At 56.3% G+C, this 17,274-nt stretch carries 15 protein-coding genes; 9 read left to right on the top strand and 6 right to left on the bottom strand.

Annotated features, from left to right (window positions below; translation table 11 throughout):
- The first annotated feature begins 54 nt into the window (after positions 1–54).
- From DSL70_RS14300 to DSL70_RS14280, 5 genes are all read left to right on the top strand, one after another.
- Entirely contained in the window at positions 55–855 is an 801-nt protein-coding gene (locus tag DSL70_RS14300) for an ABC transporter substrate-binding protein (RefSeq protein ID WP_119308620.1), read from the top strand.
- A gap of 67 nt (positions 856–922) precedes the next feature.
- Positions 923–1,630 (top strand): ABC transporter permease, encoded by a 708-nt coding sequence (locus DSL70_RS14295; protein WP_119308619.1) that lies wholly within the window; start codon positions 923–925, stop codon positions 1,628–1,630.
- Entirely contained in the window at positions 1,630–2,487 is an 858-nt protein-coding gene (locus DSL70_RS14290) for an ABC transporter permease (protein ID WP_162916708.1), read from the top strand. The genes DSL70_RS14295 and DSL70_RS14290 overlap by 1 nt, the downstream gene beginning before the upstream one ends.
- Before the next feature lie 237 nt (positions 2,488–2,724).
- Positions 2,725–4,797 carry a glycine--tRNA ligase subunit beta gene (gene glyS, locus DSL70_RS14285; RefSeq protein WP_119308618.1) on the top strand — a complete coding sequence of 691 codons (2,073 nt, stop codon included), beginning with the start codon at positions 2,725–2,727 and terminating at the stop codon, positions 4,795–4,797.
- Between the two features lie 92 nt (positions 4,798–4,889).
- Positions 4,890–5,762, top strand: a complete 873-nt coding sequence (locus tag DSL70_RS14280) for an NAD(P)-dependent oxidoreductase (protein ID WP_119308617.1) — start codon at positions 4,890–4,892, stop codon at positions 5,760–5,762.
- Positions 5,763–5,987: 225 nt separating this feature from the next.
- Here the strand turns inward: DSL70_RS14280 and DSL70_RS14275 are convergent, their stop codons facing one another.
- Together DSL70_RS14275 and DSL70_RS14270 are read right to left on the bottom strand one after the other, a co-directional pair.
- Positions 5,988–6,464: an Lrp/AsnC family transcriptional regulator gene (locus DSL70_RS14275; RefSeq protein WP_205563281.1), complete on the bottom strand. Its 477-nt coding sequence runs from the start codon at positions 6,462–6,464 to the stop codon at positions 5,988–5,990.
- A gap of 172 nt (positions 6,465–6,636) precedes the next feature.
- Positions 6,637–7,299: a uracil-DNA glycosylase family protein gene (locus DSL70_RS14270; protein ID WP_119308819.1), complete on the bottom strand. Its 663-nt coding sequence runs from the start codon at positions 7,297–7,299 to the stop codon at positions 6,637–6,639.
- A 230-nt stretch (positions 7,300–7,529) separates the two neighbouring features.
- Between DSL70_RS14270 and DSL70_RS14265 the strand changes: the two genes are divergently transcribed.
- The gene (locus DSL70_RS14265) at positions 7,530–9,011 is read left to right on the top strand and encodes a sensor histidine kinase (RefSeq protein WP_245418220.1); all 1,482 of its coding nucleotides are present in this window, start codon (positions 7,530–7,532) and stop codon (positions 9,009–9,011) included.
- A gap of 81 nt (positions 9,012–9,092) precedes the next feature.
- Here the strand turns inward: DSL70_RS14265 and DSL70_RS14260 are convergent, their stop codons facing one another.
- On the bottom strand, positions 9,093–9,947 hold the full coding sequence (locus DSL70_RS14260) for a DMT family transporter (RefSeq protein WP_119308614.1): 855 nt from the start codon (positions 9,945–9,947) through the stop codon (positions 9,093–9,095).
- A gap of 317 nt (positions 9,948–10,264) precedes the next feature.
- Entirely contained in the window at positions 10,265–11,278 is a 1,014-nt protein-coding gene (gene cobT, locus DSL70_RS14255) for a nicotinate-nucleotide--dimethylbenzimidazole phosphoribosyltransferase (protein ID WP_119308613.1), read from the bottom strand.
- 259 nt (positions 11,279–11,537) lie between these two features.
- Here cobT and cobS point away from each other — a divergent pair, with 259 nt between their 5' ends.
- Positions 11,538–12,401 (top strand): adenosylcobinamide-GDP ribazoletransferase, encoded by an 864-nt coding sequence (cobS, locus tag DSL70_RS14250; protein ID WP_119308612.1) that lies wholly within the window; start codon positions 11,538–11,540, stop codon positions 12,399–12,401.
- Between the two features lie 163 nt (positions 12,402–12,564).
- Positions 12,565–13,251 carry a retropepsin-like aspartic protease family protein gene (locus tag DSL70_RS14245; protein ID WP_119308611.1) on the top strand — a complete coding sequence of 229 codons (687 nt, stop codon included), beginning with the start codon at positions 12,565–12,567 and terminating at the stop codon, positions 13,249–13,251.
- A 35-nt stretch (positions 13,252–13,286) separates the two neighbouring features.
- Here the strand turns inward: DSL70_RS14245 and dusA are convergent, their stop codons facing one another.
- Positions 13,287–14,243: a tRNA dihydrouridine(20/20a) synthase DusA gene (gene dusA, locus DSL70_RS14240; RefSeq protein ID WP_245418219.1), complete on the bottom strand. Its 957-nt coding sequence runs from the start codon at positions 14,241–14,243 to the stop codon at positions 13,287–13,289.
- Between the two features lie 617 nt (positions 14,244–14,860).
- Between dusA and DSL70_RS14235 the strand changes: the two genes are divergently transcribed.
- Positions 14,861–15,646 carry a sulfotransferase family protein gene (locus DSL70_RS14235; RefSeq protein WP_119308609.1) on the top strand — a complete coding sequence of 262 codons (786 nt, stop codon included), beginning with the start codon at positions 14,861–14,863 and terminating at the stop codon, positions 15,644–15,646.
- Positions 15,647–15,792: 146 nt separating this feature from the next.
- Here the strand turns inward: DSL70_RS14235 and DSL70_RS14230 are convergent, their stop codons facing one another.
- The gene (locus tag DSL70_RS14230) at positions 15,793–17,262 is read right to left on the bottom strand and encodes a cobyric acid synthase (RefSeq protein WP_119308608.1); all 1,470 of its coding nucleotides are present in this window, start codon (positions 17,260–17,262) and stop codon (positions 15,793–15,795) included.
- Between the last annotated feature and the right edge of the window lie 12 nt (positions 17,263–17,274).

The raw sequence follows: 17,274 nt of genomic DNA, 5'->3' as shown, positions 1-17,274 counted from the left end.
ATTGGCTGATGCCGCGGTCGAGATGTTTATACAATATACAAGAGGGAAAATATTATGCGTCTTTTCACGAAATTTGCAGTCGCTGCAACCGCTTTGATGATGGTTGCCGGTGGCGCACAGGCTGCTGATAAAATCCGTATCGGTACCGAAGGTGCCTATCCTCCGTTCAACGAACTGACCGCTGACGGCAAACTGATCGGCTTCGACATCGACATGGCAAACGCGCTGTGCGAAGAAATGAAGGCCGAATGCGAATTCGTCGTCCAGGATTGGGACGGCATGATCCCTGCCCTGATGGCTGGCAAGTTCGATGCGGTCATCGCATCCATGTCCATCACTCCGGATCGTCTGAAGAAGGTCGACTTCTCCAAAAAATATTACAACACGCCGGGTGCTCTGGCTGTTCCCAAGGACTCCAAGCTCGCCGCAATCGATCCGAAGGATCTGCCTGCTGCCGTTGCTGAGCTCAAGGGCCTAACCATCGGTGCACAGTCTTCTACCACCCACTCCAACTTTGCCGAACAGAAGCTGCCGGACACCGAGCTGAAGCTCTATCCGACCTCTGATGAATACAAACTCGACCTCGAAGCAGGCCGTCTTGACGGCGTTACCGACGACGTTGTCGTGCTCGACGAGTGGGTAAAATCCGAATCTGGCGCCTGCTGCAAGATCCTGGGCACCTTCCCTGCCATTGAAGAAATCTACGGTCAGGGCGCAGGTATCGCTGTCCGCAAGGGTGAAACCGAGCTTGCCGATCGCTTCTCCGCTGCCATCAAGGCAATCCGTGCCAATGGCAAATACAAGGAAATCAACGACAAGTATTTCGACTTCGACGTCTATGGTGGCGACGAATAATCGATACGGTTGAAAACAAGCCCGGCAGCGACCCTGCCGGGCTCTTTAGTGAAGCTGGCAATTCAATATGGATTATTATCTGACCCTTCTCTCCTTCGGAGCCACAGGCTGGGGCGACGAGATCGCCCATGGTGTGCTCTTTACGGTCTCGCTGGCCATATGCACCCTGCCGGTTGGCTTGTTCATGGGCTTTTTCCTGGCCCTTGGCATCAACTCCAAAGAACCGAGCATTCAGAGAGCAGCAAAGCTGTTCACCATCATCTTTCGCGGATTGCCCGAACTCCTGACCCTGTTCATCGTCTATTACGGTGGCCAGATCCTGCTCAACCTGCTGTTTCAGCATGTGCTGGGCATGGAAATCGAGGTCAACTCATTCCTCGCCGGGATGATTGCCCTTGCCTTCGTCTTTTCTTCCTATGCCAGCGAAGTGTTTCTGTCTGCCTTCAAGGGCATTCCGCAGGGACAATATGAGGGCGCCTTTGCGCTGGGCCTGCCATGGTTCAAGACCATGCGTCTGGTCATCGTGCCGCAATTGATCAAGCTCGCCCTGCCCGGTCTTTCCAACCTGTGGCTCATTCTGCTCAAGGACACGTCTCTGGTCTCCATCATCGGACTGACCGACACAATGTTCGCAACCGGCCTTGCAGCCCGCAACACCAAGGAAGCCTTCTTCTTCTTTGCGCTGGCTTGCGTGGTCTATCTCGCGCTGACCTTCGTCTCCTCCATGGCGCTGGAAGCCATCGAAAAGCGTGCGCGCCGCGGGGAGGTTCGCTGATGACCATTCAGACAAGCTATGTTGCCAAGACGCTTCTGGAATCCAGACCCCGCCCGGAAAGCATGCGTGAAAAGCTGCTCAGCGGTCGCAAGATCACTGGCTATGTGCTACTCGCCATCTGGGCCGTGTTCTTCCTCAGTATCGCCGTGTTTCTTTATGTCAGCTACGATCCCGATTATATGAGCCGCTACCGGCCGAAGTATCTCTATGGCTTTCTGACGACCATTGAACTGGTGGCCATGTCCGTTGCGCTCGGAGGTATCCTGTCTCTGCCGATCGCCTTTGGCCGCATGTCGAAGATCAAGCTCTTCAACAGGATGGCCTTCGGCTATATCTATTTCTTCCGCGGCACTCCGCTGCTGGCGCAGCTGTTTCTGCTCTACTACGGCTTCGGCCAGTTCCGCCACTTCTGGCAGGACATCAACATGTGGTGGCTGTTCCGCGACAGTTGGTCGATTGCACTGCTGTCCTTTACGCTGAACACCGCAGCCTATCAGGCGGAAATCCTGCGCGGAGCCATCATGAACGTGCCCAAGGGCCAGATTGAAGGGGCTCAAAGTCTCGGACTGCCGAAATTCGTCACCTTTTTCAAGATTATCCTGCCGCAGGCGCTGATTGTTGCTCTGCGCCCCTATGGCAACGAATTCATCCTGATGATCAAGGGTTCCGCCGTTGTGTCGATTATCTCGGTCTATGACCTGATGGGCGAAACCCGCCGCGCCTTCTCCCAGACCTATGATTTCCAGGCCTATATCTACGCGGCCATCTTCTACCTGATCTGCGTCGAGATCCTGCGCCGCCTTTGGGATCTCATCGAACAGCGCCTGACGCGACACCTGAGGCGCGACAACGGCTGACGCACATCGATACGGCAGGCTCGGGCAAGGGAGAACAGCTCCGCTCGGGCCTTGCAGCCTCCGTCCTACCCTGCCGTTCCCTCTACAGGCAAATTCCGGCAGGAAGAGCCGAACTGGCTTGTGCGCTTTATGGCTGACTTTGCCCAAACAGACATTTTATCAGTGACAAAGCCGCCTCGGCTTGCTAGTTCAAAAACCCAAAGACAATTCCTGTTTCTGTTGTAAATCGAGAAGACCATGCCAGACCTTCTGCTTGAGCTATTTTCCGAAGAAATCCCGGCCCGCATGCAGCGCCGGGCCGCTGAAGATTTGAAAAAACTGATCACCGGGGGTCTGGTGGATGCCGGTTTGACCTACGAGGGTGCACGCGCCTTTGCCACCCCGCGTCGCCTGACGCTTTCGATCACCGGCCTCTTGGCTTCCTCTCCCGATATTTCGGAAGAGCGCAAGGGCCCTCGCGTCGGCGTGCCGGAACAGGCCCTGCAGGGCTTTTTGCGCAGCGCCGGACTTTCCTCCATCGATGAAGCAACCATTCAGTCCGACCCCAAAAAGGGCGATTTCTACGTTGCCGTGATCAACAAGCCGGGTCGCAAGGCCGAAGAGATCATTGCAGACCTCGTTCCGGATGTCGTGCGCAAGTTCCCATGGCCGAAAAGCCAGAAGTGGGGTGTTGCCGGTGAAGGCGCCCTGCGCTGGGTTCGTCCGCTGCATTCCATCGTCTGCACCCTTTCCACGGAAGGCGAAGGCTCCGAAGTCGTGCCATTCTCTGTCGAGGGCATCGTCAGTGGCAACGAGACGCAAGGCCATCGCTTCCACGGCAAGGAAAGCTTTGCCGTCAAACGCTTTGATGACTATGAAGCAGGTCTGCGCGCCCGCAAGGTGATCCTTGACCTTGACGAACGCAAGGAGATCATTCTCAACGACGCCAAGACCCTCGCCTTTGCGCAGGGGCTTGAGCTGATCGAAGACATGGGCCTCCTTGAAGAGGTCGCAGGCCTTGTCGAATGGCCCGTTGCCCTGATGGGGTCCTTCGAGGAAGCCTTCCTTGCCATCCCCGAGGAAGTGATTCAGACCACCATTCGCGAAAACCAGAAATGTTTCGTGTTGAAGGACGCGAAGACCGGCAAGCTGGCAAACAAGTTTGTTCTGGTGTCCAACCTGATTGCTCCCGATGATGGCAAAACCATCGTCGCCGGCAACCAGAAGGTCGTGCGCGCCCGCCTGTCCGACGCCAAGTTCTTCTGGGAAACCGACCTCAAGACCGGCCTCGAAACCCGCCTCTACAAGCTCGACAGCATGGTGTTCCATGAAAAGCTCGGCACCCAGAGCCAGCGCGTTGCCCGTCTGGTGGCGCTGTCTGAAGCTCTGGCACCCAAGGTTGGTGCCGATGCGGCCCTCGCCGCGCGCGCCGCAAAGCTCGCCAAGGCCGACCTTGTCACAGACATGGTATTCGAATTCACCGAGCTGCAGGGCCTGATGGGCCGCTACTATGCTCTGGCACAGAACGAAGACCCGAAAGTCGCCGACGCCATCGAGATGCATTACAAGCCGCAGGGCCCGAGCGACGAAGTACCGACCGAGCCGGTATCCATTTCCGTTGCCCTCGCCGACAAGCTGGACCTTCTGACCGGCTTCTGGGCCATTGACGAAAAGCCGACCGGTTCCAAGGACCCGTTCGCCCTGCGCCGCGCCGCTCTTGGCGTCATCCGCATTCTGGAAGAAAACGATATCCGCCTGTCACTGCTTGACAGCTTCAAGACGGCCCGCGCCGACTTTGCTCAGGGCGATGACCTTCTGTCCTTCTTCGTCGACCGCCTCAGCGTCTATCTCAAGGACAAGGGCGCTCGCCACGATCTGCTCGATGCCGTGTTCGCCCTTGGCGGACAGGACGATATCGTGATGATTTCCAAGCGCGTCGAGGCTCTGGGTTCGTTCCTTGCCAGCGACGACGGGGCCAACCTGCTCGCAGGCTATCGCCGTGCCGCCAACATCCTGCGCGCCGAAGAGAAAAAGTCTGGCGCCAGCTTTGAAGGGCTCGTAGAGGGCGCCCATCTGCATGAGCCAGAGGAAGTTGCCCTCGCCGCCGCCATCGAAACGGCCCGTGTGGCCGCCGAAGAAGCCGTGTCGACCGAGAATTTCGAAGCCGCAATGTCGGCGCTTGCCACCTTGCGCGCGCCGGTGGATGCCTTCTTCGAGAAGGTTCTGGTCAATGACGAGCGTCCCGAGGTTCGCGAGAACCGGCTGAAGATGCTCAACCAGATCCGCGCCACCACCCTGACGGTGGCAGATTTCTCGAAGATCGCCGGCTGAGATTTTGCTAATTGATGAAGGGCGGCTTATCGAGCCGCCCTCTTTGTTTTCTGGAACCCCGCGTTCCGCTCCAGCGATATGAGGTATTTGATATGGCCAAAGTTACATTTCTCGGTCTCGGTGTCATGGGCTACCCAATGGCCGCTCACCTGATGCACAAGGGTGGACATGAGGTCACCGTCTATAACCGTACCGCTGCCAAATCGGAAAAATGGGTTGCCGAACATGGTGGAGCCATGGCCTTGACGCCAGCCGCCGCTGCGGAAGGTGCCGACTTCGTGTTCAGTTGCGTTGGCAACGACGATGATCTGCGCGAAGTGACCATCGGTGAAGACGGGGCTCTTTCCACCATGAAGGAAGGCGCTATTTTCATCGACAACACAACCGCCAGCGCCAAGGTTGCCCGCGAGCTTTATGAAGTGGCCAAGGCTCAGGACGTCGGTTTCATCGATGCGCCAGTTTCCGGCGGTCAGGCTGGCGCGGAAAACGGCGTGCTCACCGTCATGTGCGGTGGAGATCAGGACATTTTCGACAAGGCCAAGCCGGTCATCGAATCCTTTGCCCGCATGGTCGGCCTGATGGGGCCTTCCGGCTCTGGTCAGCTCACCAAGATGGTCAACCAGATCTGCATCGCCGGCCTCGTTCAGGCACTGTCGGAAGGCGTTCACTTCGCCAAGGAAGCCGGGCTTGACGTTGCCGCTGTGATTGATGTGATCTCCAAGGGTGCCGCCGGTTCGTGGCAGATGGAAAACCGCGCTGCGACCATGGCCAAAGGCGAATTCGAGTTTGGCTTTGCTGTCGACTGGATGCGCAAGGACCTGTCCATCGTACTTGACGAAGCCCGCAGCAATGGCGCTCACCTGCCGGTAACCGCCACTGTCGATCAGTTCTACAGCCAGGTTCAGGCCATGGGCGGCAATCGCTGGGATACGTCTTCCCTCATTGCCCTTCTTGACCGGAAATAGGTTTCAGTGAACACGGCTGCCGCCCATGCTATCTCTGGCGATGCGCTTGGCTTTGCTCCGCAAAGGCGCATCTGGTGGGCGGCAATCGTTGGGATACGTCTTCCCTTATTGCCCTGCTCGACTGGAAGCGGCGACAGGCGGAAAGAGATCGGATGCAGATAAGCCCGCGCCACCACGGCTGCGGGCTTTGTCATTTTCATAGCATCAGTCTGGGTGCCCGGAAGGTCACCGCACTTCCTTGTCTGGCAGATAGTTGAGCGGCAGAGCGGTGGTATATTTGATTTGCTCCATTGCAAAGGTCGTTGAAATATCGCCGACCTCTATGCGCGAGATCAGCTTCTTGTAGAAGGCGTCATAGGCATCGATATCCGGAACGACGACCCGCAGCAGATAGTCCACCTGCCCGGCCATGCGATAGAATTCCACCACTTCAGGGAAATCTCTGATAACGTCGGCGAAACGTTTGAGCCAGTCGGAGGAATGCTCATTGGTGGTGACCGCAACAAAGGCAGTCACCTTGGTGTTCACCTTTTCCGGGTCGAGCAGAACAACGCGACCGGTGATCACGCCTTCCTCTTCCATTTTCTGAATGCGTCGCCAGCACGGCGTGGTTGACAATCCTACCCTGCGTCCGATTTCTGCTACGGGCATTGTGGCATCTTCCTGCAGAATTTGCAGGATGCGCCGATCCAAACGATCCAGCATGGTTCTCTCCGATCCCTTCCCTGAACGACCTCCCTTTTGGGCAAGACAAAAAATTACCCCAAATCAGTCATAAGAAACATGCTACCGAAAGAATATTCTCAAATCAATCAGGTAAATGTCACCAAACACCTCATTCTTTAGGAACTCCTCCAGACTGAGCAAAACCATTTCACCGTGTAGTGACAAGGTGCCTTTGAACTTCTTCCTTGAGCAGCGGCAGGATTTCGCGCTCGAACCATGGATTTTTCTTGAGCCAGGCCGTATTGCGCCAAGACGGATGGGGCAAGGGCAAGACGCGGGGGCTATCTGACCCATTCCAGAAGGCCTGTGCTGCCTTTACAGTCTCGGTAAGCGATTTCTTTCGCAGAGAGCCAAGATGATAGCGCTGGGCATATTGCCCGATGGCAAGAACCAGCTCGATCTGCGGCATGGCAGCAAAAATCCGGTCATGCCAGAGGCGGACGCACTCCTTGCGCGGCGGAAGATCGCCGCCCTTGGCGTCATACCCGGGAAAACAGAAGCCCATCGGCACAATGGCAATCAGGCTCTGATCATAAAAGGTTTCCCGGTCGATCCCCATCCAGTCCCTCAAACGGTCCCCGGAAGGATCGTTAAAAGGAATGCCGGTCTGGTGAACACGCATGCCCGGCGCCTGTCCGGCGATGCAGATTCGAGCGGTCGCCGACAGACGAACCACCGGCCTTGGCAGGTGTGGCAGCGGGGAACCTGCGGGCTCCGAGACACAGGCGCGACAGCGAGAGACCTCCTCCTCAAGCGCCGTTAAAGTGGCGCCAAGAGCAGAGGTCGAGGGCTGTGGTGGTTTCTGGTTCAAGCCGTTTTCCGATTCCAAAACTGGTCGATGTCCTTCAACGGGTTCAATGACTTAAAACTATCCGTTCAGAAGGCATTTTGCAATTTACCATTCATTTACCAACTTTTTCAGCGGGATCTTAATACAAATGGGAAATGATGCCTTTCGGAGCAATTTGTATAAAAATAAAAAGGGCGTCAGGCATGACCGGTGTCTTCAACACTGATCGGTCAAAAGGGGATTCACGAGAAGTGAACAGCGCTCGCGCAGCAAAAAGGCGCGCCGTGTTGCGCACCGTTCACGACGTGCGTGAACAGCTCAACAACAAGAATGGCTACCGCCCCTCCTTCCGCCATGAACTGATGATGATGTATGCAGAGAACCGGATCTCTGCAGCCTTTGCCATTCCGGTTCTGTTTCTCATCTCTGCAGCGATTTCCACGCTCTGGACGACCCCCATCTATTCGCTCTTCTGGCTGATCGCGGCCATATTCACCCATTCAGCGAAGACCATCTTTGCCAGGAGCTTCGTGCATTATTCCGGCAATGACATCGCGCTCAATGTCTGGCAGCGACGCTTTCTGTTTCTGGAAGCTGTTGACGGCATCGTCTGGGCGGCCATCCTGTTGCTGCCGACGGCAAAGGACGTTGGCTATCTGGAGGAATACCAGTTTGCCGTGATGCTGGTGGTCATCGCGATCACGACCATGCTGAGCTTCCCGATACCGGCGGCGGTGTGGGCCGGTTCCCTGCCCATTGCGCTGGTGATCAACCATTCCATTCTCATTCACACGCGGGAGATCGACACGACCCTGTCGCTGATGTCGATCGGCGCCATCGTCTTTTTCATCCTTCTGTCGAAACGGCTTTACAGCTCCACTGTCGCCATGCTGAATTTCCGACTGGAAAAAGACTATCTGATCACCGAGCTGGAACAGGCCAAGGCGATCTCTGATGAGTCGCGTCGTCAGGCCGAGGAAGCCAACACGGCCAAGAGCCGCTTTCTGGCAACCATGAGCCACGAGTTGCGCACGCCGCTCAACGCTATTCTCGGCTTTTCGGAAATGATGAAAAGCGAAGTCTTCGGGCCGATGCCGAACGAGAAATACAAGGAATATGCCAACGACATCCACGCTTCCGGCTCGCATCTGCTCAATCTCATCAACGAGATTCTCGACCTGTCCCGCATCGAGGCCGGTCGTTACAAGCTCAATGAGGAAGCGGTAACATTGGCACTGGTCGCTGAAGACTGCGAAAACCTGCTGCGGATCAGAGCCAAGGCCAAGGACATCTCCATCGTTCTGGATGCCGATCAGACCTTGCCGAAACTGTGGGCGGATGAACGCGCCGTGCGGCAGGTCATCCTCAATCTGCTGACCAACGCTGTCAAATTCACGCCCAACGGTGGGGTCATTACGCTGACCGTCAAATCCACCGAGGATGGTGGTCAGATGGTTGCCGTCAAGGACACTGGGATCGGCATTCCCGAGCATGAAATCGCGACGGTTCTCAGCGCCTTCGGTCAAGGATCGGCGGCCATTCAGAGCGCCGAGGAAGGTTCCGGGCTTGGGCTTTCCATCGTTCAGGCGCTGGTCTCCATGCACGACGGGTCATTCGACCTCAAGTCGGAATTGCGCAAGGGCACGACCGTCACCGCAAAGTTCCCGCCGAGCCGCGTCATGGATGTCATCCAGCCCAAGAAGCCGCGCATCCTGCTCAAGAGAGCTGGATAGCCCCCCCTTCCCGCGTATCGCAGAAACACATAAGGCAGGTCCAGGGACTCCGCGACCAGCTTTTTTTATGCTCAACAAGGCTCAGGCCGAAGCCAGGATCGAGACGCCTGCCAGAATGACGCAGGACCAGGTAAGCCGGCTCCTGAGGTTCCCCTCTCCCAGCACAAGGCTACCCAGCAGCACTGTCAGCACGACGCTGACTTCGCGGATAGGGGCGATGTAGGTCACGGGCGTGAAGGTCATGGCAACTAGGGCCAGAATGTAGGCAAGCGGGTTGAAGAGTGCGATGACGAAAAGCCCCGGCTTGTGCTTGCGCCATAGTTCGGCTACCGAGCTTTTTCGCTTGGCAGCGACCGGTGCCAGCAACAGCATCCGACCGAATGAAGAGCTGTAATCAAGCAGTAGCGGCGGCAAAGCAAGAACCGAGACGGCATAGGCATCCCAGACCGTATAGCTGCCGATCAGGGTTCCAGCCCCGACACCGAACAACAGCGACGTGATTTGCTCGGCCGAGCGCACCTTGAGACCGCCAGCCAGCATCATAACGCCAAAGATGATGACCAGAGCGCCAAGCCCGCCCTGAAGCGTGGCGTGTTCACCGAGCAGAACTATGGCGAAGATAGTCGACAGCATGGGGCCCGTCGCCCGCGCAGTCGGGTAGACCACGGACAGATCGCCGGTGCGATAGCCCTTTTGCAACAGCAGGAAATAGCCCAGATGAATGATGCAGCTGCCGACAATGAAACTGATCCCGACGAGATCAATTGTCTCCATTGTCAGGGCAAAATAGATCGCCAACGGGCTGTAGATGACAACGGTGATCAGGGAGAACAGCCAGACCAGTTCCGGTCCGGCGTTGATGCGTTTGACAAAGAAGTTCCAGGTGGCGTGACAGACAGCAGCGGCCAGAACGAGCATAAATCCGAGGAGTGACATGGAATACCTTTAAACGATTGGTTTGGACACACGAGTTACGTGCCTTGTCCATCCCCCCTAGATTTTTCGTCTTTCAGGTGTCTGCCCACTCGGGCTCATAGCAGCGCTCGGTCCAGACCTGCACAAGCAGCGGAACCCTAGCTGAACATGGATAAGCCTTTGAAAGCTATCAGCCAGCTTCCGACCTGTAAATATCGAAGCGCGACAAAGTACACAGGAAGGCCCGAGATGAGCATTCACAGACAAAAAAGACAAAGCCGGCATGAAGCCGGCTTTGCATGGATTTGATTATCCGGGGCAATCCCAGACGAAGTGGCTCAGAGCCCGACGTCGGCGAAGGTTGCCATCCCGTTGTGCATCTGGCAGGCGGCTTTGGCAAGGCCAGCCACAACGGCAGCACCGGTGCCCTCGCCGAGACGGAAGCCAAGGTCGACAATCGCGGTTTTGCCCATTGCATCAAGAGCGCGACGGTGAGCACCTTCAGCAGAGCAATGAGAGAAGACACAATGGTCAAGGGTGCGTGGATCAAGCTTGTGCAGCACAGCAACAGCGGCGGTGGTGTTGAAACCATCAACGATCACCGGCACATTGTTGATGCGGGCAGCGAGCACAGCGCCACACATGGCGGCAAATTCGCGACCACCGAGGCGTGCCAGCACTTCCAGAGGCTTGTCCAGATAGTCCTTGTGAGTGTCGAGTGCCTTGTTGACGAGGTCGATCTTGAGCTGCAAGCCCTTGTCGTCAACCCCTGAACCGCGACCGCACCAGTCCTCAGCGGTGCCGCCAAACAGGGCACAGAAAAGAGCTGCGGAAATCGTCGTATTGCCGATGCCCATTTCACCAAGGCAGAGCAGATCGGTTCCACCTGCGATGGCTTCCATGCCGTAGGCCATGGTTGCCACACAGTCCTTCTCGGACATGGCTGGCTCAACCGTGATGTCGCCGGTCGGATGTTCGATCGCCAGATCGAAAACCTTCAGCCCCAGATCGAAGGCCGTGCAGAGCTGGTTGATGGCAGCACCGCCCTGAGAGAAATTATCGACCATGATCTGGTTCAGCTCATTGGGGAACGCCGAGACGCCGTGCTTGGCGATGCCGTGCTGGCAAGCGAAAACAGCAACAAGCGGACGCAGGATCTGCGGCTTTTCATTGTGCTGCCAGACAGCGACCCATTCGGCCAGTTCTTCAAGCTTGCCGAGCGATCCGGCAGGTTTGGTCAGCTGTGCGTCGCGGGCACGCACCTTGGCGCGCAGCTCTTCATCTGCAGCCGGCATCTTTTCCAGCAACGCAAGGATATCGTCAAAAGGAAGGGCGGAAGAAGTGGAAATCATTTTGGACTACCTTCATTTCTCTGTCTGGACTGCAGTCGCCCAGCTTTGGCAAAGCTGCAGAAATAATGCCAATCCGAATTCACAGCCGCTGTTGCAATGAAGTGCACAGCGGACTCAGCTGAATGGCACACAGCCGTGAAAAGCACTTGCCTTGCCTTGCCGAATTTGCTCATTTCAGATCAATCTCGCAACGAGGTATACTGAGCGTCCAGACGCTGAGCAATACGCAATTGCCACCAAAGCTCCCCAGGGGGATCAAATGTCCGAAATGTCCACGCCAAATGGAAAGCCGTCTCCTGTCAAACAGATTATCAGATATCTGATGTTGTGGCGGCAGGACATACTGGATTCGCTGGCTTTCTTCACGCGTCTGCCGGTCCCGTCCTTTCTTGGCAAGGCCAGTCAGGATCTGCCCAAGATGCGGCGCACCTCGCGGGCAATGCCGATCATCGGCCTGATTCTCGCCTTTCTGGCCCTTATTCCGGCAACCCTGTTTGACGCCATCGCATGGACGGCACCGTTGCCATCTTTCCTGCTGGCATGCATGACCATCGTCACCATGTCGATTGTTACCGGCGGGCTGCATGAAGATGGCCTTGCCGATGTGGCGGATGGCTTCTGGGGTGGGCACACCATCGCTCGCAAGCTGGAAATTATGAAGGACAGTCGCCTTGGCAGCTATGGCGCAACGGCTCTGTGCATGTCGCTGCTGATGCGGATCAGCATCGTTTACTACTTGTTCGAGAATTATGGCGTCACCAAAGGCGGGATCGCCTATCTGGCTGCCGGGGCAGTCTCTCGCGTTCCGTTGATGCATGTCTGGCACACCCTTCCGGCGGCGCGTTTGAGCGGGCTTTCCGCCAGCCTCGGGCGACCCTCCACCACCTCCTACACCATAGCCATCGCGCTGGGCGGGCTTGCCACTGCGCTGATGGTCGTCCCCGTATTCGGGCTGGCCGCCGGGGTTTCCTCTTTCGTGATGATCATTCTGGCCAGCCTGATGATGGCAAGGCTGGCCAATCATCATATCAAAGGCCAGACTGGCGATGTCCTTGGTGCTTCGCAACAGGTCGGGGAAATCTTTTTCGGCATCGGCCTGCTTCTGTTTGCCTCTGTCGGATAAGGCTGCGCCCCAATCCGGCGGCGTCTTTCTGCCTCATTTCCTCTCAGCCCCCCCCTGTTTGCTCTTCTTGCATGGGGCCGTTTCATGTCAATTTTGTCATCCATGGATTTGACATAATGTGTGCCCTATATGAAAGGCAGCCTGATCAAACGGGAGAGGTGCCATGCTCTATGTCTTGCTAGGAATTGTCGTCACTTCGGTTGTCGTGCTGATGGTCAACCATCAGTCAGGCGAACTGTTTGGCTACCCGATCGAGGCTGTGGGCAGCGTGGCCCTGCTCTCCACGCTGTTGCTGTTTCTGCTCTCCCAGCGCGGCAGCGGACGCCGGTCTGCCCCCTTGCAGTCACTCAAATACTTCCTTGTCTGGGCAGGCATCGGCTTTGTCATCGTGCTTGGCTACAGCTTCAAGGATACCGGTCGGATGCTGTTTGAGCGAGTGGCCGGGGAACTCATGCCGGGCGCGGCGGTTGTCACCAACAGTGGCGAAGTCTTCTTCCGGCGTGCAGCAGATGGGCATTTTCAGGTGAGGGCTGACATCGACGGCACCACGGTTCCGATGTTGCTGGACAGTGGAGCGAGCGCTGTGGTTCTGACCCGTTCCGACGCGGAAGCCATAGGCATCGACACATCAAGTCTGGCCTATCTGTCGCCGGTCAACACCGCCAACGGGCAGGCCTTCACGGCCCCCATCACGCTCTCTCGCATTTCGGTTGGTGGAATCGAGGCCCGCAATGTCAGCGCCATGGTGGCGCAGGAAGGCGCTCTAAGAGAGAGCCTTCTGGGCATGACCTATCTGAACCGTCTTGGCAGTTGGTCGGTAGCAGGCGATCGCCTGACGCTGACACCCTGAAGGCTCTGCCCTAAGGCAAAATCGGCTCAGATTCATTATCGCAACGCGGCAAGGGCCTCATGCACCAGAGCCGAACTTGCCCCCGGCTTGACGGCTTCCACGGTCAGGATCTGACGCCAGCGCTTGGCTCCCGGTCGCCCCTGAAACAGGCCGATCATATGCCTCGTCACCTGACTGACGCGCCCTCCCCTCGCCACATGGGCATCGATATACGGGATCATAGCCTCGGCGGCGGCAAACGGATCAACCGGCTCCCCTAGCCCGAAGACCTGCGAGTCGACCTTGGCAAGCAAGGCCGGGGTCTGATAAGCGGCACGGCCCAGCATCACCCCATCGACATGTTGCAGATGATCAAGGCTCTCTTCAATGGTCTTGATACCGCCATTTATGGCGATGTGGACATTGGGCAAGCGCTGTTTCAGACGATAGACCCGGTCATAGTTAAGCGGCGGGATGTCCCTGTTTTCCTTCGGACTCAACCCTTGCAGCCAGGCCTTGCGCGCATGAACGGTGAGCCCGTCGCATCCCGCAGCGAGAACCTGATCGACCAGAAGGTCCAGCGCTTCCTCTTCATTCTGCTCGTCGATACCGATCCGGCATTTGACCGTTATCGGCACCTCGGTCACCTTCTTCATTGCCTCGACACAGCGGGCAACAAGATCCGGTTCCGCCATGAGGCAAGCCCCGAAGCGGCCGGACTGCACCCGGTCTGACGGACAGCCGACGTTGAGATTGATCTCGTCATAGCCATAGTCAGCGCAAATGCGCGTAGCCTCCGCCAGATCATCCGGGTCGGACCCGCCCAGCTGCTGCGCAACCGGATGCTCCTCGGCATCAAACCCAAGCAGATGATCGCGATCACCATGAATGACCGCCTGCGCCGTCACCATCTCTGTATAGAGCAACGCCTTCTTCGAGAGCAGCCGATGAAAATACCGGCAATGCCGATCCGTCCACTCCATCATGGGTGCAACAGAGAACACCTTGGTCATTGATTTATATTGTTCCTTCATATTTTCCAATGACTTAGATCTCTTCTCATTGTCGCATATTCCTGCTGATTTCTGACTATTTCGCGCATTTTTGCGTATCTAGCACGAATTACGCGTGTTGAAAACGGCGGATTCGTGCTGCAGGGGGCTTTGTCAAAACCAAGCGGATAAAATGGAACTGTGGGCTGTTGCACCCGGAGATTCATGAGACGTGATGGCAGGTTTGTCCATCGAGAGAGAAATGCATCTGGCCACAAACAAGGGGCTGAACACTCGGGTCTCCCCTCAAACAGCCCATTACACCATGCCCATATGGAAGCCATCTTTTCAATTGCCAAGCCAGCTTGGAGACTGCACTGCTGGCATGCCTTAGGACCATGAGCGCCTAGCCTGCGGCTTCCCATGCAGACCTGTCATGGATCCGGTCAGCAGCTAAGAAACACGCATGGTATGGGCGTCACTCGGCTTTTCGCGACAGCTTTTACCACCTCCAGTTGCCATTCCGTAACAATCCACTAATTTGTTGTTATAAGAAACTCTCTTTGCACCCAAATTCTGCGGATTTCTTTTGGAGACCAAACTTCAAGTTGTTATGTTTATGGAATAGCGAGGTTTTTATGGAATCGGAAACGAAAACTCACCAACAAAGCTCTCCAGCCGTTCGTATCCCATCGGAACAATACAATAGTGATCCGCAGATTTCGTCGTTGCTATTCATCTGCGGTCTTCATCGCAGCGGTACTACGTTACTGGAAAGGTTATTGGTCTCATGTTTTGAGATTTCATGTCTTCGGGCGGCTGTGCCTGAAAGCGAAGGCCAGCACATGCAGGACGTTTATTCCCCAGCAGTCAATTTCGGAGGCCCGGGCAAATTTGCGTTTAGTCAAGCGATGCAGGATGAACTGAAGTCTATCGATGACTACGAGGCTTGCCGTTCCAGAATCATGCATGGTTGGAACAAGTATATTGTTGGGAACTATCCGACACTTATTGAAAAGTCACCACCAAACCTGACGAAGATATGGTGGTTGCGTCATGTCTTCCCCGGAAGCAAATTCGTAATATTGTCCAGAGATCCTCGTGCCGTATCTGCAGCTACGCAGAAATGGAGTGGAACATCATTGCCAGAGCTGATGGCCCATTGGAACTCGGCTTACTCACAGGCGCTTGAAAATTTTGACGAAAAGGACTGCATCATCGTTCGATACGAAGATCTGACAAACGATTACATCGGAGCGTTAAATAAAATCGGAAATTTCTTCTCACTTTCCAAACGTCAAAGCACCGAGACTATAGAAACTCGCTTTTCACAAATAGCAAATTCAAACGACAAATACATCAAGCAACATGATGGCATCTTGTACGGGCATGGAATTTGGGAGAAATTCGGCTATTCCGTGTAACGTGATACTTGCTATGTTTTTCACAATTATGTTGCACAAATATTACACAAGGCCAGGAACACGAGGATGGCAGAAGACAGCGAAGGCCGAAGAGCAGAAGCATATCGCCTTTGTGGCTCGGGACGAAATGAGCGCAAAGCCGGTTGTCAGACGCCTTTGCTAGCCACCCGGATAAGTCCTTCAACGTCCATATGCTCGGCAAAATGATCTGCCAGTGCGTCAAGGGTCTGTTCGACGCCCTGCTGGTAGCTGTGGCCGGAAGCCTTGTGGCCGAGGGAGCCAAGGAAGGCCGCGCGGAATCCGTCGTCGTTGAACAGCCCGTGGATATAGCTGCCCATGATCCGTCCATCCGGAGAGGTAGCCCCCTCCTCCTTGCCCTCGATCATTAAGATTGGCCGGGTCCGGTCGGGGCCATCGCTGCGCCCGACATGGATCTCATAGCCATGCATCGGCGCACCGCTTGCGATATGCGCACCGGAAACCTGAACCGTCCGCTTTTCGCCCGCCATGACGGTTTCAATATCAAGCAGCCCCAGCCCTTCGCAGATTGCGCCCTTTTCGGTCTCTACCCCTTCCGGGTCCATGATACGCTTGCCCAGCATCTGATAGCCACCGCATAGCCCAAGCACAGAGCCGCCACGCCTTGCTATGGCCTTTATATCGATGTCCCAGCCTTCGCTCTGCAAGGCCAACAAGTCACCAATGGTCGACTTCGATCCTGGCAGAATGACCAGATCACTGTCGAGCGGGATTGTTTCGCCGCGCTTGACCATGGTGAGCGCAATGCCGGGTTCGGATTTGAGAGCATCGAGATCGTCGAAATTGGCGATGCGTGGCAAGACGGGCACGGCGACTTTCAAAGCCCTGTCCGACCGATTGGCAGGCCCTTCGCGACCCAGATCCTCGCTATCCTCGGCAGGCAGGCGCACGGCATTGTCAAACCACGGCAGAATGCCAAAATCCGGCCAGCCGGTCTGCTTGGTGATGATGTCAAGGCCCGAGGTGAAAAGCGAGGCGTCGCCGCGGAACTTGTTGATCACATAGCCCTTGATGAGTGCATTGTCGGAAGCGGAAAGCATCTGCTGCGTGCCAACGAGGGAAGCGATGACGCCGCCCCGGTCGATGTCGCCAATCAGGATCACCGGCAGCCTTGCCGCTTCGGCAAATCCCATGTTGGCAATGTCGCCCGCTCGCAGATTGACCTCGGAGGCGCTGCCCGCGCCCTCCACCACGACAAAATCGGCGCTATCGCTAAGAATGCGATAGGATTCCATGACCGATTGCAACAAGGAATGCTTGCTCTGGCTGTAGTTGCGGGCCTGCATCTGGCCGACCACCTTGCCCTGCACCACCACCTGACTGCCAACATTGCTCTGTGGCTTGAGCAGCACCGGGTTCATGTGCACGCTCGGCTCCAGCCCACAAGCCAGCGCCTGCAAAGCCTGAGCCCGGCCGATCTCGCCGCCTTCCGCCGTCACGGCCGCATTGTTGGACATGTTCTGCGGCTTGAACGGGGCCACCTTGTAACCCTGCCGTTTGAGATAGCGACAGAAGCCTGCGACCAACATCGATTTGCCGACGTTGGACCCGGTTCCCTGAAACATGATGGCTGGCATTGAGGGTCTTCC

This window comes from Cohaesibacter haloalkalitolerans (assembly GCF_003574655.1).
In the GTDB taxonomy this organism is placed as follows: Bacteria; Pseudomonadota; Alphaproteobacteria; order Rhizobiales; family Cohaesibacteraceae; genus Cohaesibacter; species Cohaesibacter haloalkalitolerans.
This window is presented reverse-complemented; position numbering and strand designations above follow the sequence as displayed.

Excerpts from the sequence above, each read along its gene's own strand:
- DSL70_RS14300 (WP_119308620.1), top strand. The coding sequence starts at position 55 with ATGCGTCTTTTCACGAAATTTGCAGTCGCTGCAACCGCTTTGATGATG.
- DSL70_RS14295 (WP_119308619.1), top strand. The coding sequence starts at position 923 with ATGGATTATTATCTGACCCTTCTCTCCTTCGGAGCCACAGGCTGGGGC.
- DSL70_RS14290 (WP_162916708.1), top strand. The coding sequence starts at position 1,630 with ATGACCATTCAGACAAGCTATGTTGCCAAGACGCTTCTGGAATCCAGA.
- glyS (WP_119308618.1), top strand. The coding sequence starts at position 2,725 with ATGCCAGACCTTCTGCTTGAGCTATTTTCCGAAGAAATCCCGGCCCGC.
- DSL70_RS14280 (WP_119308617.1), top strand. The coding sequence starts at position 4,890 with ATGGCCAAAGTTACATTTCTCGGTCTCGGTGTCATGGGCTACCCAATG.
- DSL70_RS14260 (WP_119308614.1), bottom strand. The coding sequence starts at position 9,947 with ATGTCACTCCTCGGATTTATGCTCGTTCTGGCCGCTGCTGTCTGTCAC.
- cobT (WP_119308613.1), bottom strand. The coding sequence starts at position 11,278 with ATGATTTCCACTTCTTCCGCCCTTCCTTTTGACGATATCCTTGCGTTG.
- cobS (WP_119308612.1), top strand. The coding sequence starts at position 11,538 with ATGTCCGAAATGTCCACGCCAAATGGAAAGCCGTCTCCTGTCAAACAG.
- DSL70_RS14245 (WP_119308611.1), top strand. The coding sequence starts at position 12,565 with ATGCTCTATGTCTTGCTAGGAATTGTCGTCACTTCGGTTGTCGTGCTG.
- dusA (WP_245418219.1), bottom strand. The coding sequence starts at position 14,243 with ATGACCAAGGTGTTCTCTGTTGCACCCATGATGGAGTGGACGGATCGG.
- DSL70_RS14235 (WP_119308609.1), top strand. The coding sequence starts at position 14,861 with ATGGAATCGGAAACGAAAACTCACCAACAAAGCTCTCCAGCCGTTCGT.
- DSL70_RS14230 (WP_119308608.1), bottom strand. The coding sequence starts at position 17,262 with ATGCCAGCCATCATGTTTCAGGGAACCGGGTCCAACGTCGGCAAATCG.